Here is a 24,145-nt window from a genome sequence, read left to right as displayed (position 1 = left end):
CCCCAGCCCGTTCCAGGACCGATCTGCGCACGGAATAAGCGCAACAAGGCAAATGCATGGCGCTTCGAAGGAAGGTTCACCATTACCACGTCTACGTGATCGAACTCGCCGATACGGTCTGGAACGAAGCGCGTTTCCGGCGCGCCAACCCGGATTACGTGCTGGGCAAGCCTTTTGTATATGTGGGCATGACGGGTATCGACCCTGACGTTCGTTTCGATAAACACAAGGCCGGCATCCAGTCGAACCGTTATGTGCGGGATTTCGGCTTGCGCCTGTTGCCGCAACTGTACGAGTTGTATAACCCGATGCCGTACGAAGGCGCTCGGGAGATGGAAGTGGAACTTGCTATTGGCTTGCGGGAAGCGGGTTATGGCGTCTGGCAGGCTTGAGCTGCATGATCAGGAGCGGCGCGCGGTCACATGAAAATCCACGCGCAAAAAATCAGACTATTCAGGAGGAGTACATGCGGATTCTGGTGGTGGGCGCAGGCGCAATCGGCGGTTATTTTGGCGGACGGCTGCTTAACGCCGGAAGGGAGGTGACGTTCCTCGTACGTGAACGGCGCGCTGCGCAACTTGCGCAAACGGGCCTCAACCTGCGCAGCCCGAACGGCGATTTATCGATACCGAATCCGCCCGTCGTACTGGCCAAGGACGTGGCCGAACCGTTCGACCTGATCGTGCTCAGTTGCAAGGCTTACGATCTGGACGGCGCCATCGAATCGATAAAAACCTCGGTCGGCCCGAACACCGCCATCCTGCCGTTGCTCAACGGCATGCATCATCTCGATGTACTCGAAACGCAGTTCGGCCCTGACCGCGTGCTGGGCGGCCAGTGCGTCGCGGCTGTAACGCTCGATGCCGAAGGCACGGTCGTGCATCTGAACAAGCTGCATTCCCTGACGTTTGGCGAGCGCGCGGGCGGAACTTCGACGCGCATCGAGGCGATCACGGCCGAGCTGACTGGCGCGCAATTCGACGCCGTCGCAAGCCAGAACGTTCTCCAGTCCATGTGGGAAAAGTGGACCTTTCTCGCGACGCTTGCAGCCGGCACGTGCCTGATGCGCGCACCGGTGGGCGATATCATCGCGGCGCCGGGCGGCCAAAAACTGTTGCTCGATCTTTTCGATGAAGCCCGCGCCATCGCCGCGGCAAACGGTTTCCCGCCGGGCGAAGCCGCTGTGACCCGCACGCATTCCATGCTCACCGAAACCGGGTCCGGCATCACCGCTTCGATGCTGCGCGACCTCGAGAACGGCGCGCGTATCGAAGCGGATCACGTGGTGGGCGACCTGATTGCGCGCGGCAAGGTGGCGGAGCAAGAGCAACATTCGCCGATCTTCTCGACTGCCTATACGCATCTGAAAGCTTACGAATCCCGCCGGGATCGCAACGCGGCGAAGCCCTCTTAAAGATCTGGACAACGATACGCTGGCGCAGTCAACGCTTTGAATCCGCGCGAACAAAGCGTTACCCTCTCTCGCTTTTCCAAAGCACTCATTGCGATCAATGCACGAAGACGCTCACGCACAGCCGCCGGCGCCGCCGACCGTCGCGGATATCTTTATCGGCTTCCTGACGCTCGGGCTGACCGCGTTCGGTGGCGCGCTGCCGCTGGCACGCCGCGAAATCGTGGAGCGCCGCAAGTGGCTCAACGCCGACGAATTCACCGATCTGCTCGGCCTTTGCCAGTTCCTGCCGGGCGGCAACGTGATCAACTTGTCGGCCGCGATCGGGATGAAATTTCGCGGCGTGCCCGGCGCGCTCGCCGGGCTGCTCGGATTGCTGGTCGGGCCTTCGCTGATCGTGATCGGGCTCGGCGTGCTCTATCAGCGCACTCATAACGACGTACACATCCGCCACCTTTTCGCCGGACTGGCTGCTGCAGCGGCGGGTCTGCTGGTATCGATGGCCGTGAAAGTCGCGTGGCCCTTGCGCAAGAAAGTGTCGATGGCAGTCGTCGCCGCGCTGGCGTTCGTGGCGATCGCGTTGCTGCGCTTGCCGCTGCTGCCCGTGATGCTCGTGCTCACGCCAATATCGATATTCATCGCATCCAGAACGAATCGCGAGGCGAACCGATGAACCACGATCTCGCTTCCCTCGCCGCGATTTTCAGCCAGCTCTCGCTGCTCGCATTCGGCGGCGGCAACTCCATCCTGCCCGAGATGCAGCGGCAAGTCGTCGAGGTGCATCAGTGGATGTCGAAAGCGGATTTTTCCGCGATGTTCGCGCTCGCCCAGGCTGCGCCGGGGCCGAACATGATGATCGTGACACTGATTGGCTGGCACGTCGCGGGATGGCCCGGCGTGATCGTGACATCGATTGCGAAGTTCGGGCCTTCGTCCGTCGTGACCATTGCGGCCATGCACGCGTGGGAGCGCTTCAGGTTGCATCCGTGGCGACGATACGTACAACTCGGCCTCGTGCCGATGACCGCAGGTCTCCTTGCGGCGAGCGCCGCGCTGATCGCGGAGGCGTCGGACTCGCAATGGGTGCTTGGCGGCATCACGGCGGTGATCGCGGTGTTGTCTTTCAAGACGAAGGTGCATCCGTTGTGGTTGCTGGCGCTGGGAAGCCTGATCGGATTGACGGGGTTCGGCCAGTTCTAAGGCCAGCGTCAAGCCGCCGACGCCTCGACGCGCAGCGGCGACGCCAATACGCACCGCGGGCGCCGTGAGACCTTGCGCGAGACCGAACCGCCCGGTCCCGCGCATCAAGTCCTGCGCCATTACGACGGCGACCACTCAGAAGATTCCGGCCGTGGGATCAGGCAGCATCGACCAGCTTGGCGATGTCATGGACGTCGATCGTGCGGCCATACTTGTTCTTCACGCCGTTCCCCCATGCCTGAACACATGCGCCCGGGCTCAGATAGTCCACGAGTTCGGCCGCGGCGTGAGGCGGCATGCGCAGCGATGTGCCGTCGTCGAGAAGCGCGCCGCGCAGCTCGCCCTTCGGGCCATACAGCGACAGGGTCACTTCGCCTTGAACGTCCATTGGTTTGCTTTCGGGTTTCGGGGCCTTCGGACCGTGATGCTGCGGGCCTTCATCAACGAGCTCCGCGCCTTGCGCACTCGTCAGCGATACTGCCGCGATGACATTCGCGTCACGCGGTTTCACGCCGTGTACGCGAATGGCGTTGCCCACTGAAATGTGCTTCATGACCTGCTTCGTCATATGCGGCGGGAAGTGAACTTGCAGTGTGCTGCCGGCGGTATTCAGTACGAGTCCGTCGAGTTCACCGTGCGGATTCAACAGGAATTGCGTGACCTTGCCGCGCGTTTCCGGCAGGCAGGCGGGATCGATCCAATGCATGTGTGCTCCTTCATGAAGTTGAAAAGAATCAGTCGGCGCGGCCATATAGCTGCGTCAGATTGCCGGGGGTGCCGAAGGACGTGGCCTGCAGCGACTGACCGAAACGATTGCGGGTGCCGTAGCCGTGCGCTGCAACGAGCGCGCCCGGTTGCAGCAACGCAGGGAATTGACGTGCGCCCGGTGGCGTCAGCTTGATGACCGTGCCATCGGCGAGCAGCACGCCGTCCGGCTCGCCGCGCGGCGCGGTCGTCACCTTCAGCACGCGGCCGCTCGCATCGAGTTTGACGAGACTCACGCCACGAAGCGAGGGCGGCAAGCGCTGAGCATTGCCAGCGGGCGGTTGCTCGACAGCCGACTGTCCGTTGCGCGTATTGGTGATCTCTCTCGCGCGAAGTGCACCTTCCGCTTCGGGCACGCCGCTCACGCGAATGGTGTCACCCGGAGCGGCGATTGCCGCGACGTTCGCACCCATGTTCGGCGGAAAGCGGACAAGCGAATCGTCGCTGAAAAGCAGGCCGTCCACGTCGCCCTCCGGATTGATCACGTATTGCTTGATGACGCCGGTGGTGACGCTCGCCGCGCTCGTGCTATCCATAGGCCCGGTGGCATCCATTGGCGGGGGCGCGTTGCCCATGACCGGCGGTGGCGCCACGTCACGCGGCGTCGGTGCGGCCTGTGCAGCGCACGCAACAGCGCCGGTGATGATGGCCATAAGGCCGGCCGATTTAATTGCGATCGTAAGTGCTTTCATCTTGGCTCCTGCAAAGCTGCGAGTGGTGGCAGCCTTACTTTGCAAGCCCTATGCCATGCATGAAAGCCTCATCCAGCAAAGGTTTTGAGGCGGTCCCCGCTGATAGATGTCCAGTTTGATGACAGTCGATGTCGTTAATCTGGACAGCATCCGCTTTATCCGAGTCCGTAAGCGGCGAGCTTCGTGTAGAGCGATTGCCGGCTGATGCCAAGCCGTCGTGCCGCTTCCGCGCGGTTGCCGGACGTGACCGAAAGCGCGTGGGCGATCGCAAGCCGTTCGAGCTGTTCCACTGCATCGGGAAGCGGCAGGTCGAGCCATCCCGCGGGCAAACCGCTGGTGGTGTCGCCGGAGCCTGGCGTGCGGGAAAGAAAAGCGAGGTCGTTCGCTACAACCACGGGTCCGCGCGCCAGGGCGAACACGCGCTCCATCGCGTTCTTGAGTTCGCGGACATTGCCGGGCCACGCGTGCTGCAGCAGCAGTTTTCTAGCGTCGTCGCCGAGCGTTTTTGGGCGTGTCGAGCCCGTCGCTGCGATCGCAAGAAAATGCGCAGCAAGGGGAGCGATGTCGGCGGGGCGCTCACGCAGCGGCGGCAAATGAATGGGAATCACGTTCAGACGATAAAACAGGTCTTCCCGAAACCGCTGCGCTGCGACCTCCGCCTGCAGGTCGCGGTGAGTGGCGGCAACGATCCGTACATCGATGCGGACTTGCGCGTTGCTTCCAACCGGCGTCACGATGCGTTCCTGGAGCACGCGCAAAAGTTTCGCCTGTAGAGGCCACGGCAGGTCGCCGATTTCATCGAGGAAAAGTGTGCCTCCGTCCGCTCGCGCAAACTGGCCGAGCCGCTCCGATACCGCTCCCGTAAACGCGCCTTTGGTATGCCCGAAGAGTTCACTTTCGAGCAGGTCTGCGGGGATCGCCGCGCAGTTCACCGCAATGAACGGCGCCTGCCGACGGTCGGACGCATCATGCAGCACGCGCGCGGCGACTTCCTTGCCCGTGCCGGTTTCGCCATTGATCAGCACGGTGGCATCGGTCGCGGCGGCTCGGCCGATGCTCTTCTGCACATCGCGCAGCGCGTCACTGAAGCCGAGCAGGCGCGGGGCGCTGCGGGCTTCGCGGGCTTCATCGGGCAGCAAGGAAGCATTGGGTTGTATCGACGCCGCATCGCGCGAGCCCGATTGCGATAGTTCGATTTTCTTCAGCAAAGCGGCGATCTGATCGCGGCCGATGGGCTTTGTCAGGTGGTCGAACGCGCCGAGGCGCATCGCGCGCACAGTGTTCTCGCTGGTGGCGAATGCAGTGAGCACGACAACCGGCAAGGCGGCGCGTGCGGGCATGTTGCGCAGTTCTTCGAGCACTTCCAGGCCGCCGCCGGCGTTTGGGTCTCTTGAAACACCGTCGGGCATTCGCAGGTCGAGGAAAACGCAGTCGATGGGCTCCATGCTTTCAAGCAACCCGAGCGCTTCTCGTTTGCTGGCCGCTTCGAGCGTCTCGTGGCTCATATCGGCGAGCGTTTCGGCGAGGCTTTCGCGAAAGGCGCCGTCGTCGTCGACAATCAGGATGTGCGCCATGGAATCTCGATGACAAAACACGCGCCCGTGCTGCGCGCTTCATAAAACGCCCGGCCGCCATGCGCGGCTGCAATCTCGCGCACCACAGCCAGACCCAGTCCCGAACCGGCGGCATGACCCGTGACGAACGGTTCGAATATTTCTTCACGATCGTCTTGCGGCACACCAGGGCCGTCGTCGTTCACTTCGAAACGCAGGAGGTCGCGAGTCCGCGTTGCCTGTACCGTCACGCTGCCGTCGGGCGGCGTATGACGTATGGCGTTCAGCACGAGGTTATCAAGCGCGCGTGCGAGTTGCACGGGATCGAAAACGGCGTGCTCGGGCGTCGCTGCCGGTGCCTCCGCCACGGTAAGCACGACCTGCGCATGTGCCGCCGCTTCCTGATGCAGCGCGACTCGATCGTCGAGCCACGCCCGAAGCGGGACGTTCATATTGTCGATGCGAACCGGCTGAGTGAGCGCCAGCAAGCCCACAAGCTGTTGCTCCACCCGATGAATCTGCTCGAGGATCGTCGCGAGCGCCCGTTGCTTGCGATCTTCATCGCCGACGAGAGCGTTTTCTGCTTTGAGCCGCATTGCGCCGACTGGATTGCGGATCTCGTGCGCAATCTGCGCAGCAAGCCGGCCGAGTGCGGAGAAGCGCTCCGCTTGCGCGAGGCGAGCGCTCAGCGCTGCCGCTTGTGATCGCAACGCGGCGGTGCGCGCCGCGTGCGTGTTGAATGCATCCACGATGCGGTCGAGCTCCGGCTCGCCCGTCTTTCCGATCGGCTCGGAAATGGTGGCGCAGCCATCCGGTTCGGCTCCCGCATGTTGCGCGACGCTGCGCTCCACGTGAGCAAGGTTCGCGCGCCAGCTACGCAATCGCATACCGAGAGCGATGGAGCTACCGACGATGATTGCAAGCAGCGCGGCCAGCCCCGCAAGCAGGCTGCGTCCCCAGGCGCCGAGAGACGGCTGTGAGCGCGTGAGCGTCCACGCGAGCAGCGCCGGGTGGTGCGGGATCGTACACGCCGTCACGATCACCGCGCCTTGCTGACCACTGACGACATCCGTCAGCGCCGTTTGTTTGATCGCCGCTGCGCGCAGCGTACGCAGGATCAAAGGCGTTTCGGCGTCGGGCACATCGCGCTTGATGCCACTGCCCTCGTAGGTCGGGAATGCATACGCATCGAACACGCCCCGGTCAGTGCCTGCATTGCGCCAGAATCCGCCTTCCACGCCGGACATCTGCGCCAGCACGACATCGAGAATGGCGTGCATCAGATCGGCGTGCGGATCGAGATGATCGGCGCCGGCGTTTCTGTCGATGGAGAGATCGTAGCGCGACGCCACTGCCTGGCAGCCGGCCAGACTGCGCTCGCGAGCGATGTCGATACGCCGTCCCGCGTTTTCCTGGGCCATGAACAGCACGAGGGCGCAAAGCAGCGCGCACATGACTGCCACCAGCGCCCAGAAGAAGGCTAGCTGGCTGGAGAACGACAGGCGCGTGGAAGAAGCTGGCATGTACAGGCGTGGCGAGGAGGTGCAGCACTGGAGCAAGAAACCTGCCGGACCACCGCCCGCGCGCAAGAAAGCCACGCCAAGCGCGCAAACCCGCCGCCCAATAGAATGTCAGTGATCCGATAAAAGGAGCAACACTCATGGCCATGGCAACCGAATACACACCAGACGCGCCGGCGCGTGCGGATGTCGATGCTTTTGCGGGCCCGTCGGTGATCGAGTTCGGCACCAACTGGTGCGGTTACTGCAAAGCCGCCCAGCCCGCGATAGCGCAGGCGTTCAAGGACCACGCCGACATGCGGCATCTGAAGATCGAGGACGGCAGCGGCCGGCCGCTGGGACGGTCATTTCGGGTCAAGCTCTGGCCCACGCTGATCTTCATGGTCAACGGGCGCGAAGTCGCGCGGCTGGTCCGGCCAAACGATGTATCGGAAATCCGCGATGCATTTGCGCTCCTTGACCAGGCTTCCTCTGCGTAAAGTGCGTCCTGGCGAGGGTTTCCACTGAGCCTCGGCGGCGTGGAGGGGAGCAATATCATCGATGAGAGCGGGCGCAAGAGTTGCACGCCATGAGCAACCGTCTTGTCCCATCAGGAGGATCGTCATGCCGCGTTTCGCTGCCAACCTCACCATGATGTACAACGAGCACGCGTTCATCGACCGGTTTTCGGCGGCGGCGCGCGACGGTTTCAAGGCCGTGGAATTCTTGTTCCCGTATGAATTTCCGCCGTCGGACATCAAAACCCAACTCGACGATAACGCCCTCAAACAAGCGCTTTTCAACGCGCCGCCGGGTGACTGGAGCGGCGGTGAGCGCGGGCTTGCCTCGCTGCCGGGACGTGAGGATGAATTCAGGCGCAGCATGGACATTGCGCTCGACTATGCGCGCATTCTCGGCAATGACAAGCTGCATGTGATGGCTGGTCTCATTGCTCCGGAGCAGTCGCGCGAGCAGCATCGCGAGGTGTATCTGAAGAATCTCGCGCTCGCGGCCAACATGGCGGCATCCGCCCATGTGACTATAGTCATTGAGCCGATCAACACGCGCGACATGCCGGGCTTTTTCCTCAACCGGCAGGACGAGGCGCAAGCCATCTGCAGCGAAATCGGTGCGTCGAACCTGCAGGTCCAGTTCGACTGTTATCACTGTCAGATCACGGAAGGCGATCTCGCCGTCAAGTTGCGGCGCGACATGAAGCGGCGCAATGCGGGTATCGGCCACATTCAGATTGCGGGCGTGCCGTACAGGAACGAGCCGGATACGGGCGAAGTGAATTATCCGTACCTGTTCGATCTTATCGATTCACTTGGTTATAGCGGCTGGATCGGGTGCGAATACCGGCCGCGCGCCGGGACGTCCGACGGTTTGGGGTGGCTCGCGAATTACAGGCATTCCGGTCATTCACCGCGCACGTGACAAAGCGCGCTGCGATGCGGTCCATCGTCGGTAGATGAATTTTGAATGACGAGCCGTCAACGATTTATCCGCTGTTTTCAGGAGATTTCACATGCAGATCACGGGCGAAATGCTGATCGGTAGAACGGCAGTGCGCGGAACAGACTCGACGTTGCACGCCTTCGATCCCGCGCGCAATGTCGAGTTGAAACCGGCGTTCGGCGGGGGCGGCGCGAAGGAAGTTGCACGCGCGGCCGAGCTTGCCGAATCCGCTTTCGATGTTTACCGGCTCACTGCGCTCGAAACGCGCGCGCAGTTTCTCGAAGCGATCGCGGACAACATCGTGGCGCTGGGCGATGCGCTCATCGAACGCGCGCATGCCGAATCCGCATTGCCGAAGGCACGACTCGAAGGCGAGCGCGGCCGCACGGTCGGGCAGTTGAAGCTGTTTGCATCGCTCGTGCGCGAAGGGCGCTGGTTGAGCGCCACGCTCGATTCGCCGCAGCCCGATCGCAAGCCGTTGCCGCGTCCCGACCTGCGTCTGCAGAAGATACCGGTAGGCCCGGTTGCGGTGTTCGGCGCGAGCAATTTCCCGCTGGCGTTTTCAGTGGCCGGCGGAGACACGGCTGCCGCGCTCGCCGCCGGATGTCCTGTCGTCGTCAAGTCGCATCCCGCGCATCTGGGTACGTCCGAGATGGTAGGCCGCGCAATACAAAAAGCGGCGTTGGACATGGGTTTGCCCGAGGGCGTGTTTTCGCTCGTGGTGGGCGCGGGCAACGAGATCGGCGAAGCGCTCGTCGCGCATCCGGCCATCAAGTCCGTGGGGTTCACGGGCTCAAGGCGCGGCGGTCTTGCGCTGATCGATATTGCATCGAAACGGCGGGAACCGATCCCCGTCTTCGCGGAAATGAGCAGCATCAATCCGTTCTTCGTGCTGCCGGGCGCACTGGCCGCGCGTGCCGAGTCGCTCGCGAACGGCTTCGTGGATTCGGTCACGCTGGGTGTAGGGCAATTCTGTACAAACCCCGGGCTCGTGCTTGCGCTGGAGGGGCCGCATTTGCAGGGTTTTATCGACTATGCGGTGAGCGCGCTGGAAAAGAAGGGCGCTCAGACCATGCTCACGGCCGGGATTGCGAAGGCGTATGAGGAAGGCATCGCGCAACGCGATAAATCCGGCGTCGAGCGCATTGCGACGGGCGCCGAAACCGAGGCGCCCTTTGCCGCAATGCCCGCGCTCTTTTCCGTCAACGCCGAGCGTTTCGCGGGCACGCCGCATCTGGAGGACGAGATCTTCGGGCCGACTGCGTTGATCGTGATCTGCCGCGATGAAGACGAAATGCTGGACCTGGCGCGGCGTATCGAAGGGCAATTGACGGCCACTTTGCAACTCGAAAACGATGACGTGCCCTTCGCTCGCCGCCTGATGCCGATACTGGAACGCAAGGCCGGCCGCATTCTTGCGAACGGCTTTCCAACGGGCGTCGAGGTATCGTATGCAATGGTGCACGGCGGCCCGTATCCGGCGACCTCCGACAGCCGCGCTACATCGGTGGGCGCAATGGCAATCGAGCGTTTCCTGCGGCCGGTGTGTTATCAGGATTTGCCGGCGGCCTTGCTGCCGCTTGCACTTCAGGACGACAATCCGCTGAGCCTCTGGCGTTTGCGCGATGGCGAACTTGGACCCAACTGAAAGGAGACTTTATCTTGATGGAGCGCCGTTATCCCGATCCCGCTGTCCGCGTGCTCGATGAGCGATTCAACAAGCTGCGCGTGGCGGCGGCATCGGTGGAATGTTTGTATCAGGGCGCTCGATGGTCGGAAGGCCCGGTCTGGTTCGGCGACTCGCGCTCGCTGTTGTGGAGCGACATTCCGAACAACCGCATGCTTCGATGGGACGAGGAAACCGGCGTTGTCAGCACGTTTCGCAAGCCCTCGAACAACGCGAACGGCAACACGCGGGACCGCGAGGGCCGGCTTGTCACGTGCGAGCATCTGACGCGCCGCGTGACGCGCACGGAGTACGACGGATCGATTACGGTCATCGCGGATCAATACGAGGGCAAGCCGCTCAATTCGCCCAACGACCTGATCGTGAAGTCCGATGGCTCCATCTGGTTCAGCGATCCGACATTTGGTATCGATGGATTCTATGAAGGTGAGCACAAGTCGCCGGAGCTGATGCCGGGGGTGTATCGCGTGGATGCACAAAGCGGCGAGATCACGCTGATGATTTCGGATCTTGCCGGTCCGAACGGACTCGCGTTTTCGCCCGACGAGACCGTACTTTATGTGGTCGATTCACGCGCATCGCCGCGCGAAATCCTTGCATACGAAATGGCGCCCGACGGTCGTTCGTTCAAGGACTCGCGCGTGGTGATCGACGCACGGGACGGTACGCCCGATGGTTTTCGTGTCGATATCCACGGCAACCTCTGGTGCGGCTGGGGCATGGGCAGCGACGAGCTCGACGGCGTGCGCGTCTTTACGCCGCAAGGCGAAGCGATCGGACATATTGCGTTGCCCGAACGTTGCGCGAACGTATGTTTTGGCGGCCGTCACCGCAACCGCTTGTTCATGGCTGCAAGTCACGGCCTTTATTCACTCTACGTCAACACGCAGGGCGTGAAAGGCGGATGACATTTCATGGCGCCGCGCGCCTGACGTTCTTGCGTGGCGCACGGTGACCAGTAGCGGACTTCGCTCGAATAACGATGCACACATCGATGTCCGGCTCACGAATATCCGTTATCAGCGAACCTTGTAAATGCGGCCGGTTTCGAGGCCCTCCACACTGCGGCTATAGGCCAACGCGACGCGCGCGCCGGACGCGGCTTCAAAGCCACGGAAGTACGGGCCGAAGGCTTCACGCGCTTCTTCCAGCATGGTTGCATTGACGACATTGATGCGCAGGCCGCGCGGCAGTTCGATCGCCGCGCCGCGCACGAAACCTTCAATCGCACCGTTCACCGCAGCCGCGCTCGCGCCGTACTTGATCGGCTCATCGCCCACGATACCGCTCGTCAGCGTGAACGAGCCGCTGTCATTCAGATAGCGCTGCGCGTGGAGTACGAGATTGACCTGGCCCATGAGTTTGTCATCGAGGCCTATGCGGAATTGCTCCGAGGTCATCTGGGAAAGCTCGCCGAAATGTACGTGACCGGCGGTGGCGACGATGGCGTCGACGTGCCCGATCGATTTGAAAAGCGCATGGACGCTGTCGAGATTCGTCAGGTCCGCACGATGCGCGCCACGTGTGGCGCCAACCTCGAACACTTCATGACGCGGGGCGAATTCGGCGAGGACGGCACGGCCTACTGTGCCGGTTGCACCGATGACGGCAATTTTCATGAGAGGCTCATCGAAAAAGAAACGGGCTCTCATTGTGCGTTTTCACGGCCGCTTGAACAAGCTGCGGCTTCTGCAGACGGCTAGCTGTGTTCGCGCGATGCGTCCGGCGACAGCAGGAAGATCGATGCCGCCAGCTTTGCCACCAGCACCGCGCCGGTAACGACGGCTGCCGTGGGGAACATTTTCCACTCTGCGGCAAGCATAGGACCCACGAAGGCGACCGACGCAAGGCCAAGTGCAACGGTTGTCCAGCGCGCCCACTGCAAGCGCATTGCCACGCAGACATACAAGCCGCCAACGAGTATGCGCGATGCAACCAGCGGCGCCAGAGGCTCGTCCGGACCCACCATCAACGCGAGTCCCATTTCGGCCCACGAGAAGACGTAGGCGATGCCCAGACACGCGATAGCGGTCGAAAGCGCCTGCTGTGTCCAGGGTGCGCGCAGATCGAACGAGCGTGACGCGCCTTGCGGCGCGGCTTCGTTCGAGTAAGTATTGGTCGTAGTCATGTCTGGTCCCGTGGCGTACTTTTTCTAGAATTTTCGAAGCTTTTGTTTGACCCCGGCCTCTCCATGCACGAGGCATGCCAGGCGCATCCCACGTTGGGAACATCGCTTGCTTTCAGTGCCTTCAAGCCCGCTGGGAGCGGATTTGCCTGAAGAAAGCAAGTGTCGGCCGCTGGCCTCAGCAGAACGGAAAAGCGGCGGCGGCACTGCCTCATTGCAAGCTCGTTCGTCGCAATGGCAGGCTTTACACACTGACCCGGCGAACCGGATCGAACGAAGTTGATGACAGAGGAGCATTCATGAGCAGCGCACAATCCAACGAACCCAAGGAACAAAACCCGCATTCGGAGCGCGCAGAGGAGGATGTCGACAAGGCCGTGGAAGACACCTTCCCGGCAAGCGATCCGCCTTCGACAGGCGGCGTGACCCGCATTGAATCGGACGGCGACAAGGACAAGTCGAAAACCAATTAAACAAAAACCGCGCTCGGCGCGGTTTTTTCTTGGAGACGGGGAGTTACGGTGCGATCAGGACTTATCGCGCCGCTGGATTTCGATCAGCCTCGACGGGCGGACGTGATTGACCGCGTAGTGCTTGCGTCCGCGCAACGTGTCGCCGCGTGCGTCGCGGTCAACAAAGTCGTACTGCCTTTCCACCTCTTCCGCATCGGGCGCGACCATCCCTTTATCCACGACGCTGAACCCATTTTCCAGTTTGAGCGCAAGGCCGTTACGCGCAGGGCGGCTGTCGAAACCACCGAGGCCGTCGCCCTGTTCGAAATGCGAATTGACGAGCGACGCGTTAACGCCAACGAACGCATTCGGATTCTCTTCGATCAGGAACTCGTCCCTCGCGGCATCATGATTCTTGCTGTCGGCGTCGACGGTATCGTCGAGCGTGTCGTCGTTGAGCACATCGATTGCGTGACGCGTGATGTTCAGCTCGCTGATCGGGCCGCCTTCATCCTTCGATGCCTTGGGTGTTTCCCCATCTTGCCGCGGACCTGCCTGATTGCTTTGTGCTGCAGCGGCGACATCGCTTGTCTTGGCGTGCGCAGTTTCCGTCTCGGGTTTCTTCAACGGACTGTCCGCAGCGCGTTCCTTTTGTTTGTCCTGCGACTCATTATTCTGTGCATTATTCATGGTTCACTCCGGCTTGACTTGATTAACGCAAGTATAGAACGCAAGAAGTATTCCGGAACGCACGCGGGCCTTGCGCCGAGCGCACGGAATAAACAACGGCATAAATCATCAGTAAATGTTCTAAGCGCCATCGATTTTTTTCAGTCGAACATGAGATTTCGCGAGAGTATGATTTGATGTTCGCGGGGCCTGTGCACGATTCCGGACGGTTCAGACCGTACCCGTACCGTGTGCACGAGCGAGCAGGAGACGACCATCGCGAATCCAGCGAGGCACTTAAAATATGGGGGTGATCTGTGCAATACGACGATGCATTTTCACATCGCGGATATCTGCTTAATTGTGCGCCGGCGCGTCAGGGCGACGGTTATTTTCAGCCATACGTAGTGATCTCGCGTTCGAGCGATGGCGAACTGGTCGCCAACCGTTTTTTCCCCGCTGACTTACGTTTCGGCAATGCCGACGAAGCCATTGCCCATGCCCGCGACTGGGCCGTCCGATGGATCGACGCGAGCCATGTAAAGGTGGACCCAAAGTCCTGAGTGCTTCGGGAACGTCGACCGGACGTGGCGGAATAGGGCGTGTACCCGGTCCGGCATATCGCCGAAAAAACGGTTAATCTCGGGGATCGATTAGAACGTGCCGTCACGGCGTCCACCGCTCAAGCCCCAAGACATGCCCAAAACCGTTTTTCCCGAAGCTTCAGCTTCATCCCACGAATGGGGCCTCGACCAGATCGTGGCCGACCTGCGCGCGTCGCGCGAGCAATTGCATCGCACGCGACATCCGCTCGGCATACGAGAGTTGCCGTCGCGTGAAGCGATCATCAAGATCGTCAACGGCTTGCGGGCCGCCCTCTTTCCCACGCATTATGGCGCCGCTGACCTGACGGCCGAAAGCGTGGATTACTACGTCGGTCATACGCTCGAAAGCACGCTACGCCTGCTTGCTGAACAGATTCGCCGCGCGCTGCGTTTCCTTCCTGAAAATCACGATCTCAGCGATGCCGAACTCGGCACGCACGCGTTCGAACTTGCACGGGAATTCGGCACGCAGTTGGCCGGCATCCGTGCACTGCTGGTAAGCGATATCCAGGCCGCATTCACCGGCGATCCGGCCGCGCAGCACATCACCGAAATCCTGCTGTGCTATCCGGGCGTCTGGGCCATGACGCATCATCGGCTGGCGCATGCGTTGCACAAGCTCGGCGTGCCGCTGCTTGCGCGCTTCATCAACGAGATTGCGCACTCGGCGACAGGCATCGATATTCATCCGGGCGCGACCATCGGGCCGAGCTTCTTTATCGATCACGGGACGGGTGTCGTGATCGGCGAGACGGCCGTGATCGGCGAACATGTGCGCGTGTATCAGGCGGTGACGCTCGGCGCGAAGAGCTTTCCGGCCGGCAACGACGGTGTCCTCGTCAAGGGCAACGCGCGGCATCCGATCGTGGAAGATCACGTGGTCATCTACGCCGGCGCGACCATTCTTGGGCGCGTGACGATCGGGCGTGGATCGGTGATTGGCGGCAACGTGTGGTTGACCCACAGCGTGCCGCCCGGCAGCAGCGTCTCGCAGGGCAAGGTCCGCGAAGTGGGCGAGGGCGGTGCACCGGAGGCCGGCGCCTGAAGCGCACGCCCCGGCTTCAGCTATTCGATACGCTGAAGCCGCTCGAATGCCCGACGATTGCGAGGAATTCGCGCCGTGTGGAAGGATCGTCGCGGAAAGTGCCGAGCATGCGCGATGTCACCATCGAGGCACCCGCCTTATGCACGCCACGCGTGGACATGCATTGGTGTGATGCCTCGAGGATCACGCCCACGCCTAGCGGCTGAAGCACTTCTTCGAGCGTATCGGCGATCTGCGCCGTCATCTTTTCCTGGATTTGCAGGCGCTTCGCGAATGCATCCACGAGCCGCGCCAGCTTCGAAATTCCCACTACGCGTTCGCGCGGCAAGTAGGCCACGTGCGCCCGGCCGATGATCGGCACCATGTGATGTTCGCAATAGCTTTCGAAGCGGATGTCCTTCAACACGATCATCTCGTCGTAGCCCTGCACTTCGGAAAACGTGCGCGCGAGGATGTCGCGCGGATTCTGTGCGTAGCCCGCGAAGAACTCTTCGTAGGACCGGATCACGCGTGCGGGGGTATCGAGCAGGCCTTCGCGCGAAGGATCGTCACCGGCCCATTTGATCAGCACACGAACGGCAGCTTCTGCTTCTTCACGGCTCGGACGATCAGCACCGTCGGCGTGATCAGCGTGGATGTCCGGGGACGCGTCGGGGTTGTTGCGCGTGGCGCTCATCAAAGGCTCCAGATGCTTGTAGCGAAGTCACGAAGCCACCATTGTTCCACGTTTTCCCGACCACAAGACCCCGGCGCAGTGTCGGGTTCTTCAGGTTTTGCCGCCTCCGTCGATGCCTGAACCCGTTTGCCAGGCTTTTTTTCCTTCATCGGACAAGTTGCCTGAACTGTTGTGTTTGTCGGGTTCCGTGCCCTTTTCGGCCATCGAACCGCCTGGCTGCTCTTGCGCGCGCTGCTTTTCGCCTTTGCGCTGTGCCCGGCGTTCTTCCTGCGATCGGCCGGCGTAGGTAGTGTCGGTTGGCTTGTCTGTCATGTCGATCTCCGAAGGTGAGTGACAACATGACGCGCGCAAGCGGCGTTCCTTCTGCAGGCAGGGTAGACGCCATACCGGGATAAACACCCAACTGTTTGTGCTGCGGTTCAGGCGCTAGAGTGGCTGCACGATCAACAACCTCCAGCCACCAGGAGCCGCCCCATGAAACGATTCCACATTGCGCTCGCCGTTGGCAGCCTCGATGCTTCCATTGCGGATTATTCACACCGTCTCGGTCAGGCGCCTACCGCGGTGGTACCTGGTGCCTATGCAATGTGGCGCACCGATTTGCTGAATTTTTCGATCAATGAAACAAGCGATCCGGCGAAAGTGGGATTACTGAGGCACATCGGTTTTGAAGACGATTCGGCGGCAGGTTTTGCAAAGACGCGTGATATCAACGGTATCGAATGGGAGCAGTTTTCGCCGGAAGAACAGGACCGGCGGATCGTCGAGACGTATGGCAGCGCGATTCGGCCGGCCTCTGGTTTGGGTGGGGGGCGGGGTGGCGCTCTGGGGTAGGCTGGCGCGGGCAGGCAGGGCAGTTGTTTTTTAGTGGCCGGGGATGGTGTCGGGTTGCTGCTCGTTGGGCGAAGACCTAAGAAGCAGCAACCCGGCATCAAAGCAGAACGACTGCCCCAACCCCAAACCAGCGCCAGCAAACCCCTAAGCCGATAACAACGACCCCGTCCGGAACGCGGTAGCACTTGCAATCCGGGCCACTTCCATCCCCGCGGTAGTAAACCGCGCAATCTGCCGAGCATACAAAATACCGGAAACGGTGCTGTACAGCGTGGTAACAGTGTCGGAAAGAGGATCAACAACATCTGCGACCGCCTCACCCGCATTCACCATAGCGCCCACCTTCGCGCGAAACACGAGCACGCCACTCGCAGGAGCGACAATCGGCTCGGCCCCGGCAAGCGGCGTCGCCGGGTACGACAACTCCGGCATGGCGGGCGCGGGCGCATCGACCACGCCACGATGTATCAGGTAATTGATGATGCCTTGAGCGTCGGCATCGGCGAATTCATACGATACGTCATGCTGGCTGCGCAGCTCCACGGTCACCGAAATGCCGCCGTTCGGGATCGGAAAACGCTCGCCGAATTTAGTGCGCAGATCCGACCAGCAGAAGCTGTGGATTTCATCGAAGGGATTGCCCACCGAATTCAGCGCAAGGAGCGACGCTTTCGAGTCCAGGTAGCGCGCGAGCGGCTCGACTTCTTCCCAGATGTCCGGGTTCGTATAGATGTGCAGCGCGGCGTCGAGATCACAATGCAGGTCGAGCACGACATCAGCGTCATACGACAGTTTTTGCAGCGCGAGACGTTGCGATTCGAGTTCGGTTTGCGGCGTTTGTTCGTCGAGCGCGGCGCGCATGGCTTCGCGAATGGCGAGCTTGTTCTCACGGATATCGCCCGTGAGCCGGCCTTCGATACGCGACGCAATCAGCGCACCGAGATCGTGGAAATTACGGTTGAAGTTGTGACCGCTATTGAGCTCGAACCGGCCGAGCAAGCTGCCATGCATGTTCTGGTTCAGCCCGATAGGATTCGACACCGGCACGATCACCACTTCGCCGCGCAATTTACCGGCGGTTTCCAGTTCTGCAAGCTGACGGCGCAAGCGCCATGCGACCAGCATGCCGGGCAACTCGTCGGCGTGCAGCGAGGACTGGATGTAGATCTTCTCACCGCCGCCGGGCCCGTAGTGAAAGCTCAGGATATTGCGGGTGGTGCCAAGCGACGGGGAAATCAGGGTGTGCGTTTTGGTTTGCATGGTGGTCGGACGCGCGACGGGCCGTTAAGGCTTCGCGCTTCGATGGGTTGTGTCGGCGTGTTCAGGAGAGCGGGGCGGCGTGTGAACCCAAAGTCGCGGCGCGTGCTGCAGGCCCGGTTCGACCCCGGCGCCGCCTGCTCCGGACCTTCGATCTTAGCTGAAAACGGCCCCGTTGCCCCACGCAGCGTGCGTGGACCGCTAAAACAAAACGGGCTCCGCAATATCGCGGAGCCCGTCTTTGAAACAACTTAGGCGCTGTTTAGCCGCCGTACACGTCGAAGTCGAAGTATTTCTTTTCAAGCTTCTTGTACGTGCCGTCCTTGATGATCGAAGCAATTGCTTTGTCGATCTGTGCCTTCAGGTCGGTGTCTTCCTTGCGCAGGCCGATACCCGCGCCGTTGCCGAGAATCTTTTCATCGACCAGATCCTTGCCCACGAAGTCATAACCGGCGCCACGCGGGGTCTTCAGGAAGCCCACGTCAGCCTGCACTGCGTCCTGCAGCGCCGCGTCCAGACGACCAGCCAGCAAGTCGGCATACACGCCGTCCTGGTTCTGGTACGGCGTAACCGTCACGCCCTTCGATGCCCAGTAGGTCTTGGCATAGGTTTCCTGGATGGTGCCTTGTTCCACACCGACCGTCTTGCCCTTCAGGCCATCAGCCGTCGGCAGGATGCCGCTGCCCTTCTTCGCGATCAGGCGCGTCGGCGTATTGAACAGCTTGCTCGAGAAAGCGATCTGTTCGGCGCGCTGCGGCGTCATGGACATCGACGAAAGCACGCCATCGAACTTCTTGGCCTTCAACGCCGGGATCATGCCGTCGAAGTCGTTTTCCACCCATACGCACTTCGCCTTCAGGCGCGCGCAGATTTCATTGCCGAGATCGATGTCGAATCCGACCAGCTTGCCATCCGGACCTTTCGATTCGAACGGGGCGTAGCTGGCGTCGACGCCGAAACGGATGGTCGAGTAATCCTTCGCATTGGCGGTGACGGAGGTGATCGATGTGACGGCAAGCAGGGAGATCGTCAAAGCCGCGAGCAGTTTTTTCACTGTTTTTACTCCAAAGGTGGTCAGTACGTCCCGGACAGGTTGGTGTCCAGGTTCGTCCGGCGCGAGGCCCCTCACCGCCGGACGGCTTGCATTCCGCGGATTGTGTCCGCAACAGAATCGCAGCAGGTTACCAAGCCAAAAAAATATGGGAGTTAGTGAAAGCCCCGATAGTAAATCTCAAGACCGTTGATTGACGGGCCTTTTCAGGCTGTGCAGGTAAAACGGTAATATTTGTTTGGGGTAGATCGTTGCCGCCGGTTGTCGGCGGCAACGACGGTTCCCGCTCTGCTTACTGCGCATCGATACGGCCGTAAATGCCGGTGGTCGGGCTCGGACCGGCTGCAAAGAAGAGTGTGTTGGTCGGCTGGCTTGCGGCGTTATTGCCGAACGACATGCCCCAGATGCCCGTTTGCCTGACCGGCGTGCCGTCCGCCTGCGTCAATGCGCCGACAAACGCGCCGCTTGTCGGGTCGAACGCGTTGATGGTGCCGTCGCCGAAGTTGCCGATCAGCAGGTCGTTGCTCACCGCGCCGAAGTTGGCCGGCGCCATCGCGATACCCCAGGGCGAGTTCAGCGCGCCGCCCGAGGCGATGCGCTTGATGAAGTGGCCATCGGTATCGAAGGTATCGATCACGCCGTTGCCTGCGCCGTTGACCTGTCTGGAGCCATCGGTGCCTTGCTTCGCATACGTTACGGTGACCGTCGTGCCCGTCACGTTGATGCCGAACGGCGCAAAACCCGCAGGCAGCGACGGGTCCTGGAAGCTGCCGGCAAGCTGGACCTTGTTGAAAGTCTTGTCGAAGACATCGACTTTGTTGTTGTGGAAGTCGGTCGCGTACAGGAAATTGCCCGTCGCGTTCTTGCCGAGTGCGAGGCCCTTGTAGACCGCGGCGCCGGCGCCGTCATCGAAGCCGATGACAGCAGTGGTCGGCAGGACCTTGGGCGACCAGCCCGCGATGGTGCCCGCTTCCGTCGCCCACATGAACAGCGCGTTGCTCGTGGCGCCGTTCGCGCTGATCTGGAAGTCCGTGCTCGTGTTGAACACGATGCCGGTCGGGCCTCCCGCGCGGCCGTTCGCAGCGGCCGGAATGCTGACCACGAGCGATTGCGGCACGCCGTTGCCGTCGTACAGCGTGGACTTGCTCGTGGTGTTATCCGATACCCACATCACGCCCGTCGGATTGAACGCGATGCCCCAGCCGTTTTGCAGGCTGGCGTCGGTATGAGCGGCCGGCGTGCTGCCGTCGGAGACGAGCACCGTGGTCTTGAACGGGCCCGTCACCGCCGCGTTGTTGTTCGAGTTGGAATCGCTGCCGCCACATGCCGCGAGCGTTGCAACGGCGAGTCCCAGCATCACGGACAAGGCAAGCATTTGCTTAAGTTTCATTGGAATTTTCCTCCTGGCGCGTATGAGTGATGTCCGCCGGTCGCTTCGTTTTTGAAGCACGGCCGGCAGACGACATGGATTCGCCGGACACGGGCGCCGTCTGCCTCCGCAGCCGGTTGCCTGTCTCCTTCAAGCGTCCGAACGTCTCACTTTGAACGCGCGCATCGAATGATTTATTCCAAAGTATTTCCTCGGAAATACTATAGGGTTTCCTAAATAATAAACATCTTGACCGGTGTTCAACGGAGCACTTAAACGATCAAGCTCGTGGATTATTCCGCGATCGAGCGGATATTTTTTCCGTCGGGAGATGGAATAAGTCTCTTGGAAGGTGTTTGAGTGTCTAAGCGTTGTCCTCGAGCGGCACGCCGGTAAGTGACACGAGAAAATCGAAAAACACACGCACCTTCGCGGGCAAGTGATGACGCGACGGATAAGCTGCATAAAGCGGAAACGTCTCGTCGGCCCAGTCGGGAAACAGGTCGATCAGCCGGCCGCTTGCGAGCAACTGCTCGACACCGAGTGCCAGCACCTGTGCAATGCCATGACCCGCAAGACACACGCCGTGCATGGTGCCGACGTCGTTCACACTAAGCCGGCCGCGCGCTGCGATGACGATCTTCTTCTTCCCGCGATGAAACTCCCACGGAAATGGCCGGCCGGTTTCGGGGTCGCGAAAATTGATGCATGTATGCGGCTCGCGTTCGAGGTCCGCAGGTGCGAGTGGCCGCCCGTACTTCTTGATATACCCCGGCGACGCCACCGTGATGATGCGTGTATCGAGTAATTTCCTTGCGATCAGTGCAGACTCGCGCGGTTCGCCGAAGCGCACGGCGAGATCGAAGCCGTCGGCGACCATATCGCCGAGTTGATCGCGCGTGATCAGATCGAGTTGCAATTCCGGATACTTCTCGACGAACGCACCCAGCCGCGGCCCGAGAAAGAGACGCGAGAAAAACGGATCGATATTCACACGCAAGCGTCCGCGCACGGCGCTTGCGCCAAGCGACGCCGATGCCGCCGCCTCTTCAAGCCCGCTCAGCAACGGCACGATTTGTTCGTAGAAACGGCGGCCTTCGTCGGTGAGCGTCACCGAACGCGTGGTCCGGTCGAAGAGCCTGATGCCGAGCCGCGCTTCGAGTCGCGCAACGGAACGGCTGACGCCGGACTGCGACATGTCGAGCGCCTCGCTCGCAGCGGCGAAACTGCCGCTGTTGACGATCGCACTCAATACGCCCATGCCGTTCAGTATTTTTTCGTCGAAGCTCATTGGCATGCCTTCCGGTCATCAATTCAGTGGAATGCATGCTAGCGCGAAATGAATGGAACAGGGCCGCTCGTCGCCCCGCGTGGCCGTACCCGCTGATCAAACCTTCTCGGACACCCGGTCCCTTTTCGAACCACTTTCGGCATTGCCCAGATCGTTGGACCGGAACCGCTGGCGGTACTCCATCGGACTGATATGCAGGCGCTTGCTGAATGTGCGCCTGAGCGTATCGGCGTTTTCGAAGCCGCAGCGCCGCGCGATCACGGATACGGCGTGGTCCGTGCTCTCGAGATAACGCCGGGCGGCATCGATACGTGCATCGTTGAGAAACGCAATCAGGCTGACGCCACATTCCTTGCTGAAAACCCGTGATAGATTGCGCGCGCTCATGTTCAGCCGCTGGGCAAGCGATGTCATGGTGTGCGGCAGATGAAGATTGTCGAGCAGGTACTGCCTGACGGGCTGGATCTGCGAATCCGCCGCACCCTGGGTTTCCAGCAGCGGACTGAACTGTGATTGACCTCCCGCGCGCCGGACATACACGATCAGATACTTGGCGACATCCAGCGCCATCTTTTTGCCGAAGTCCTCCTCGATCATCACCAGCGCCAGATCGATACCCGCCGTCACGCCCGCAGTCGTGTAGATACCTTCGTCCTTGACATAGATCTGGTCGGGTTCGACATTCGCCTTCGGGAACATGGTGGCGAGGCGCGCTGCGTCCATCCAGTGAGTGGTGACGGTACGGTTGTCGATCATGCCTGCCGCACCGAACGCAAAGACGCCGTTGCAAATCGCTGCGATACGGCGGCTGAGACGGCGTTGCCTGACGAGCCACTCGCTAAGCGTGGAATCTTCCAGCACTTCGAAGATGCCGAGGCCGCCAGGGATGATGACCGTATCGAACTGCGGGCACGGGTCGAAGATCGTCCTGTCGGGGACGACCGTGAGGCCGCTCGATGACTGTACGGAACCGCGAGTGGTCCCGACCGTCAGCATCTCGTACTCGCATTCCCCGTGACTCAGGATGCGAACTTCGGCGAACGCATCCTTGGGGCCTGCGATATCGAGCAACTGAAAGCCGGGAAACAACACCATAGCGACGGTGATCTTGCGCATACGCAGTCCCAGGATTCGACGACTAACCGTTTGAGTAAGCCCGCGGCATGGCTTGCCGCGATGACACGCTGTACAGGCTTCGCTCTGCGAGGGCTCCGAATAAAAGCCCCAGCGCAGTCCACATGATCACCTGCATTCCGAAGGCCGCCAGGCGAAATTTCCAGAGCAGCACCGCGGGGAAAGCGCTTGGCACTTCATTGATCGCGGGCATCGCAATCTGCACGGCGGCGATGACCACGACAAATAGTGCACCGCCAATAATAGACGCGTTCCAGGCGCCAAGCCGACTTAGCGCAGCGCGTCGAACGCCAAGCGAAAACACCATCGCTGCCAGGGAAATGGCAATCATCAGGAAGTAGAGACCGGTCCTGAAGCCGATCGTCTCCGGGTCCCCGACCGATGGTGGATTAGCCGGATACTTGATCCCGGGCACGACGACCAGGACCACGAAGCCGCCGAGCGCGATCAGTGCGGACAATGGTTTCGCGCCAAGCTTGCCGACCCGGCCGATCATCGCGGCAAAGCTTAGTGCGAATAATCCGCCTATCGCCGCGCCATACGCAAGCACTCCCGTGAGCAATCCGATGCCCGCCTGCGTGTGACGGCTGACGAGTTCGGGCTCGGGCGCTTCGCCTTTGGCTTCATCCGCTTTTTGCTCGAACGATATCGCCTGATCGACTTGCGGCTCGCCTGCGATCTTTGCAAAACTGAAAGTCAGCAAGCCGGCGGCGATTCCCGCAAGCATGCCACGCACCAATAATTTACCGACCATGAGACGCTCCTTGTCAGTGGCAGGGAAAGCCGAGCAAATGCCGGCCGTCGTGGACAAATTCATGCACGTACATTCCCGGAACCAACGATGTAGCGCCTTCTTCCGCGCCGACAAAGTAGATGGCAAGAAGCATGATCAGCCCGCCAAAAATGGCCCACGGCATCAGTTCGCGAACGGGTAGCGGCGAGGGGAGTGCAATCGGATCGAGTACAGCTTCGTTCATCATGTGAATCTCCAGAGGGTGTGAGCCCGGATGTGAATAAGTGATCGCTCAGGCGCCGGCATCTGCGAATACCGCATCGATCTGCGCCATTTCGGAAGCCGACAACACGCCTGTCTCTATGAGCGTTTTTTTCAGTGCGACAAAAAAGCGTTCGTAATAGTCCCAGCGCGGTTGCCCTTCGCAATAGCCGTCCTCCCATTGCGCAATGGATTCGATCAGGTTCTGCCGGAAGGCTTCCCATTCGAAATAACCGGCCTTCGATAACGACAGCGCAAGGCCGAAGACTTCGCGTTCCCAGGGTTTGTCGAAGAGAAACTTGCCTTGCAGGCGTGGCGGCGAATCAGGTTGGCCGAGCATGCTCGACGCGGCGTATTCCTCGAAGCGCGTGAACATGA

30 protein-coding genes are annotated in these 24,145 nt (G+C 61.0%); 13 read left to right on the top strand and 17 right to left on the bottom strand.

Annotated features, from left to right (window positions below; translation table 11 throughout):
* The first annotated feature begins 56 nt into the window (after positions 1-56).
* The 4 genes from AX768_RS28390 to AX768_RS28375 all read left to right on the top strand — a co-directional run bounded on the left by AX768_RS28390 (position 57) and on the right by AX768_RS28375 (position 2,611).
* Entirely contained in the window at positions 57-392 is a 336-nt protein-coding gene (locus AX768_RS28390; RefSeq protein WP_062003364.1) for a hypothetical protein, read from the top strand.
* Between the two features lie 74 nt (positions 393-466).
* Positions 467-1,414: a 2-dehydropantoate 2-reductase gene (gene panE / locus AX768_RS28385; RefSeq protein WP_062003363.1), complete on the top strand. Its 948-nt coding sequence runs from the start codon at positions 467-469 to the stop codon at positions 1,412-1,414.
* Between the two features lie 97 nt (positions 1,415-1,511).
* Positions 1,512-2,084 (top strand): chromate transporter, encoded by a 573-nt coding sequence (locus tag AX768_RS28380; protein ID WP_062003362.1) that lies wholly within the window; start codon positions 1,512-1,514, stop codon positions 2,082-2,084.
* Positions 2,081-2,611: a chromate transporter gene (locus AX768_RS28375; RefSeq protein ID WP_062003361.1), complete on the top strand. Its 531-nt coding sequence runs from the start codon at positions 2,081-2,083 to the stop codon at positions 2,609-2,611. Before AX768_RS28380 ends, AX768_RS28375 begins: the two co-directional genes overlap by 4 nt.
* Positions 2,612-2,768: 157 nt before the next feature.
* Here AX768_RS28375 and AX768_RS28370 read toward each other — a convergent pair whose 3' ends face one another.
* From AX768_RS28370 to AX768_RS28355, 4 genes are all read right to left on the bottom strand, one after another.
* Positions 2,769-3,317, bottom strand: coding sequence for a hypothetical protein (locus AX768_RS28370; protein ID WP_062003360.1), 549 nt, complete (start codon positions 3,315-3,317; stop codon positions 2,769-2,771).
* Positions 3,318-3,345: 28 nt separating this feature from the next.
* The gene (locus AX768_RS28365) at positions 3,346-4,068 is read right to left on the bottom strand and encodes a hypothetical protein (protein WP_231941574.1); all 723 of its coding nucleotides are present in this window, start codon (positions 4,066-4,068) and stop codon (positions 3,346-3,348) included.
* Positions 4,069-4,223: 155 nt separating this feature from the next.
* The gene (locus tag AX768_RS28360; RefSeq protein WP_062003359.1) at positions 4,224-5,642 is read right to left on the bottom strand and encodes a sigma-54-dependent transcriptional regulator; all 1,419 of its coding nucleotides are present in this window, start codon (positions 5,640-5,642) and stop codon (positions 4,224-4,226) included.
* Positions 5,627-7,075, bottom strand: coding sequence for a sensor histidine kinase (locus tag AX768_RS28355; protein WP_231941573.1), 1,449 nt, complete (start codon positions 7,073-7,075; stop codon positions 5,627-5,629). Before AX768_RS28355 ends, AX768_RS28360 begins: the two co-directional genes overlap by 16 nt.
* Here AX768_RS28355 and AX768_RS33380 point away from each other — a divergent pair.
* From AX768_RS33380 to AX768_RS28335, 5 genes are all read left to right on the top strand, one after another.
* Positions 7,074-7,259, top strand: coding sequence for a hypothetical protein (locus AX768_RS33380; protein ID WP_172812015.1), 186 nt, complete (start codon positions 7,074-7,076; stop codon positions 7,257-7,259). The genes AX768_RS28355 and AX768_RS33380 overlap by 2 nt on opposite strands.
* 22 nt (positions 7,260-7,281) lie before the next feature.
* The gene (locus tag AX768_RS28350) at positions 7,282-7,620 is read left to right on the top strand and encodes a thioredoxin family protein (protein WP_062003357.1); all 339 of its coding nucleotides are present in this window, start codon (positions 7,282-7,284) and stop codon (positions 7,618-7,620) included.
* A 124-nt stretch (positions 7,621-7,744) separates the two neighbouring features.
* Positions 7,745-8,557, top strand: coding sequence for a 2-oxo-tetronate isomerase (gene otnI, locus AX768_RS28345; protein ID WP_062003356.1), 813 nt, complete (start codon positions 7,745-7,747; stop codon positions 8,555-8,557).
* 91 nt (positions 8,558-8,648) lie between these two features.
* Complete coding sequence (locus AX768_RS28340) at positions 8,649-10,226, top strand: aldehyde dehydrogenase (NADP(+)) (protein WP_062003355.1); 1,578 nt, start codon at positions 8,649-8,651, stop codon at positions 10,224-10,226.
* 17 nt (positions 10,227-10,243) lie between these two features.
* Positions 10,244-11,173 (top strand): SMP-30/gluconolactonase/LRE family protein, encoded by a 930-nt coding sequence (locus tag AX768_RS28335; protein WP_062003354.1) that lies wholly within the window; start codon positions 10,244-10,246, stop codon positions 11,171-11,173.
* A gap of 111 nt (positions 11,174-11,284) precedes the next feature.
* Here the strand turns inward: AX768_RS28335 and AX768_RS28330 are convergent, their stop codons facing one another.
* Positions 11,285-11,884 (bottom strand): short chain dehydrogenase, encoded by a 600-nt coding sequence (locus AX768_RS28330; RefSeq protein WP_062003353.1) that lies wholly within the window; start codon positions 11,882-11,884, stop codon positions 11,285-11,287.
* 80 nt (positions 11,885-11,964) lie between these two features.
* Positions 11,965-12,393, bottom strand: a complete 429-nt coding sequence (locus AX768_RS28325; RefSeq protein WP_062003352.1) for a hypothetical protein — start codon at positions 12,391-12,393, stop codon at positions 11,965-11,967.
* A 296-nt stretch (positions 12,394-12,689) separates the two neighbouring features.
* On the opposite strand from AX768_RS28325, the gene AX768_RS33375 reads away from it, so the two are divergent.
* Positions 12,690-12,863: a hypothetical protein gene (locus AX768_RS33375; RefSeq protein ID WP_172812036.1), complete on the top strand. Its 174-nt coding sequence runs from the start codon at positions 12,690-12,692 to the stop codon at positions 12,861-12,863.
* Between the two features lie 54 nt (positions 12,864-12,917).
* Here AX768_RS33375 and AX768_RS28320 read toward each other — a convergent pair whose 3' ends face one another.
* Positions 12,918-13,532, bottom strand: a complete 615-nt coding sequence (locus tag AX768_RS28320) for a DUF3005 domain-containing protein (RefSeq protein ID WP_062003351.1) — start codon at positions 13,530-13,532, stop codon at positions 12,918-12,920.
* A gap of 296 nt (positions 13,533-13,828) precedes the next feature.
* Here AX768_RS28320 and AX768_RS28315 point away from each other — a divergent pair, with 296 nt between their 5' ends.
* Both AX768_RS28315 and epsC read left to right on the top strand, forming a co-directional pair.
* Entirely contained in the window at positions 13,829-14,074 is a 246-nt protein-coding gene (locus AX768_RS28315; protein ID WP_062003350.1) for a hypothetical protein, read from the top strand.
* A gap of 133 nt (positions 14,075-14,207) precedes the next feature.
* On the top strand, positions 14,208-15,161 hold the full coding sequence (gene epsC / locus AX768_RS28310) for a serine O-acetyltransferase EpsC (RefSeq protein WP_062003349.1): 954 nt from the start codon (positions 14,208-14,210) through the stop codon (positions 15,159-15,161).
* A gap of 16 nt (positions 15,162-15,177) precedes the next feature.
* On the opposite strand, the gene folE is transcribed toward epsC, so the two are convergent.
* Positions 15,178-15,837 carry a GTP cyclohydrolase I FolE gene (folE, locus tag AX768_RS28305; RefSeq protein ID WP_062003348.1) on the bottom strand — a complete coding sequence of 220 codons (660 nt, stop codon included), beginning with the start codon at positions 15,835-15,837 and terminating at the stop codon, positions 15,178-15,180.
* A gap of 90 nt (positions 15,838-15,927) precedes the next feature.
* A complete protein-coding gene (locus AX768_RS28300; RefSeq protein WP_062003347.1) occupies positions 15,928-16,149 on the bottom strand; it encodes a hypothetical protein in 222 nt (73 codons plus the stop codon).
* 162 nt (positions 16,150-16,311) lie between these two features.
* Here AX768_RS28300 and AX768_RS28295 point away from each other — a divergent pair, with 162 nt between their 5' ends.
* Positions 16,312-16,671 (top strand): hypothetical protein, encoded by a 360-nt coding sequence (locus AX768_RS28295; protein WP_062003346.1) that lies wholly within the window; start codon positions 16,312-16,314, stop codon positions 16,669-16,671.
* 144 nt (positions 16,672-16,815) lie between these two features.
* Here the strand turns inward: AX768_RS28295 and AX768_RS28290 are convergent, their stop codons facing one another.
* The 8 genes from AX768_RS28290 to AX768_RS28255 all read right to left on the bottom strand — a co-directional run bounded on the left by AX768_RS28290 (position 16,816) and on the right by AX768_RS28255 (position 24,143).
* Positions 16,816-17,931 carry a succinylglutamate desuccinylase/aspartoacylase family protein gene (locus AX768_RS28290; protein ID WP_062003345.1) on the bottom strand — a complete coding sequence of 372 codons (1,116 nt, stop codon included), beginning with the start codon at positions 17,929-17,931 and terminating at the stop codon, positions 16,816-16,818.
* 259 nt (positions 17,932-18,190) lie between these two features.
* Entirely contained in the window at positions 18,191-18,982 is a 792-nt protein-coding gene (locus tag AX768_RS28285) for an ABC transporter substrate-binding protein (protein WP_062003344.1), read from the bottom strand.
* A gap of 289 nt (positions 18,983-19,271) precedes the next feature.
* A complete protein-coding gene (locus AX768_RS28280) occupies positions 19,272-20,369 on the bottom strand; it encodes a TIGR03118 family protein (protein ID WP_062003343.1) in 1,098 nt (365 codons plus the stop codon).
* 343 nt (positions 20,370-20,712) lie between these two features.
* Positions 20,713-21,639: a LysR family transcriptional regulator gene (locus tag AX768_RS28275; protein WP_062003342.1), complete on the bottom strand. Its 927-nt coding sequence runs from the start codon at positions 21,637-21,639 to the stop codon at positions 20,713-20,715.
* A gap of 96 nt (positions 21,640-21,735) precedes the next feature.
* A complete protein-coding gene (locus tag AX768_RS28270; protein ID WP_062003341.1) occupies positions 21,736-22,755 on the bottom strand; it encodes a GlxA family transcriptional regulator in 1,020 nt (339 codons plus the stop codon).
* Between the two features lie 22 nt (positions 22,756-22,777).
* Entirely contained in the window at positions 22,778-23,527 is a 750-nt protein-coding gene (locus AX768_RS28265; RefSeq protein ID WP_062003340.1) for a CbtA family protein, read from the bottom strand.
* Between the two features lie 13 nt (positions 23,528-23,540).
* Positions 23,541-23,750, bottom strand: a complete 210-nt coding sequence (locus AX768_RS28260) for a CbtB domain-containing protein (protein WP_062003739.1) — start codon at positions 23,748-23,750, stop codon at positions 23,541-23,543.
* A gap of 48 nt (positions 23,751-23,798) precedes the next feature.
* Complete coding sequence (locus AX768_RS28255) at positions 23,799-24,143, bottom strand: nitrile hydratase accessory protein (RefSeq protein WP_062003339.1); 345 nt, start codon at positions 24,141-24,143, stop codon at positions 23,799-23,801.
* Positions 24,144-24,145: the final 2 nt, after the last annotated feature.

Source organism: Burkholderia sp. PAMC 28687 (assembly GCF_001577465.1).
Lineage (GTDB): Bacteria > Pseudomonadota > Gammaproteobacteria > Burkholderiales > Burkholderiaceae > Caballeronia.
Note: the sequence above shows the minus strand (reverse complement) of the source record. Positions and strands in the feature narration are given on the sequence as shown.

Bases quoted from the DNA above. Each gene is read 5' to 3' on its own strand.
- AX768_RS33380 (WP_172812015.1), top strand. From the start codon at position 7,074: ATGACTGCCACCAGCGCCCAGAAGAAGGCTAGCTGGCTGGAGAACGAC.
- AX768_RS33375 (WP_172812036.1), top strand. From the start codon at position 12,690: ATGAGCAGCGCACAATCCAACGAACCCAAGGAACAAAACCCGCATTCG.
- AX768_RS28255 (WP_062003339.1), bottom strand. From the start codon at position 24,143: ATGTTCACGCGCTTCGAGGAATACGCCGCGTCGAGCATGCTCGGCCAA.
- AX768_RS28330 (WP_062003353.1), bottom strand. From the start codon at position 11,884: ATGAAAATTGCCGTCATCGGTGCAACCGGCACAGTAGGCCGTGCCGTC.
- otnI (WP_062003356.1), top strand. From the start codon at position 7,745: ATGCCGCGTTTCGCTGCCAACCTCACCATGATGTACAACGAGCACGCG.
- AX768_RS28280 (WP_062003343.1), bottom strand. From the start codon at position 20,369: ATGAAACTTAAGCAAATGCTTGCCTTGTCCGTGATGCTGGGACTCGCC.
- AX768_RS28360 (WP_062003359.1), bottom strand. From the start codon at position 5,642: ATGGCGCACATCCTGATTGTCGACGACGACGGCGCCTTTCGCGAAAGC.
- AX768_RS28260 (WP_062003739.1), bottom strand. From the start codon at position 23,750: ATGAACGAAGCTGTACTCGATCCGATTGCACTCCCCTCGCCGCTACCC.
- AX768_RS28295 (WP_062003346.1), top strand. From the start codon at position 16,312: ATGAAACGATTCCACATTGCGCTCGCCGTTGGCAGCCTCGATGCTTCC.
- AX768_RS28375 (WP_062003361.1), top strand. From the start codon at position 2,081: ATGAACCACGATCTCGCTTCCCTCGCCGCGATTTTCAGCCAGCTCTCG.
- AX768_RS28325 (WP_062003352.1), bottom strand. From the start codon at position 12,393: ATGACTACGACCAATACTTACTCGAACGAAGCCGCGCCGCAAGGCGCG.
- AX768_RS28290 (WP_062003345.1), bottom strand. From the start codon at position 17,931: ATGCAAACCAAAACGCACACCCTGATTTCCCCGTCGCTTGGCACCACC.
- AX768_RS28390 (WP_062003364.1), top strand. From the start codon at position 57: ATGGCGCTTCGAAGGAAGGTTCACCATTACCACGTCTACGTGATCGAA.
- AX768_RS28300 (WP_062003347.1), bottom strand. From the start codon at position 16,149: ATGACAGACAAGCCAACCGACACTACCTACGCCGGCCGATCGCAGGAA.
- folE (WP_062003348.1), bottom strand. From the start codon at position 15,837: ATGAGCGCCACGCGCAACAACCCCGACGCGTCCCCGGACATCCACGCT.
- AX768_RS28265 (WP_062003340.1), bottom strand. From the start codon at position 23,527: ATGGTCGGTAAATTATTGGTGCGTGGCATGCTTGCGGGAATCGCCGCC.
- AX768_RS28270 (WP_062003341.1), bottom strand. From the start codon at position 22,755: ATGCGCAAGATCACCGTCGCTATGGTGTTGTTTCCCGGCTTTCAGTTG.
- AX768_RS28370 (WP_062003360.1), bottom strand. From the start codon at position 3,317: ATGCATTGGATCGATCCCGCCTGCCTGCCGGAAACGCGCGGCAAGGTC.
- AX768_RS28320 (WP_062003351.1), bottom strand. From the start codon at position 13,532: ATGAATAATGCACAGAATAATGAGTCGCAGGACAAACAAAAGGAACGC.
- AX768_RS28275 (WP_062003342.1), bottom strand. From the start codon at position 21,639: ATGAGCTTCGACGAAAAAATACTGAACGGCATGGGCGTATTGAGTGCG.
- epsC (WP_062003349.1), top strand. From the start codon at position 14,208: ATGCCCAAAACCGTTTTTCCCGAAGCTTCAGCTTCATCCCACGAATGG.
- AX768_RS28340 (WP_062003355.1), top strand. From the start codon at position 8,649: ATGCAGATCACGGGCGAAATGCTGATCGGTAGAACGGCAGTGCGCGGA.
- AX768_RS28350 (WP_062003357.1), top strand. From the start codon at position 7,282: ATGGCCATGGCAACCGAATACACACCAGACGCGCCGGCGCGTGCGGAT.
- AX768_RS28365 (WP_231941574.1), bottom strand. From the start codon at position 4,068: ATGAAAGCACTTACGATCGCAATTAAATCGGCCGGCCTTATGGCCATC.
- AX768_RS28355 (WP_231941573.1), bottom strand. From the start codon at position 7,075: ATGTGCGCGCTGCTTTGCGCCCTCGTGCTGTTCATGGCCCAGGAAAAC.
- panE (WP_062003363.1), top strand. From the start codon at position 467: ATGCGGATTCTGGTGGTGGGCGCAGGCGCAATCGGCGGTTATTTTGGC.
- AX768_RS28335 (WP_062003354.1), top strand. From the start codon at position 10,244: ATGGAGCGCCGTTATCCCGATCCCGCTGTCCGCGTGCTCGATGAGCGA.
- AX768_RS28380 (WP_062003362.1), top strand. From the start codon at position 1,512: ATGCACGAAGACGCTCACGCACAGCCGCCGGCGCCGCCGACCGTCGCG.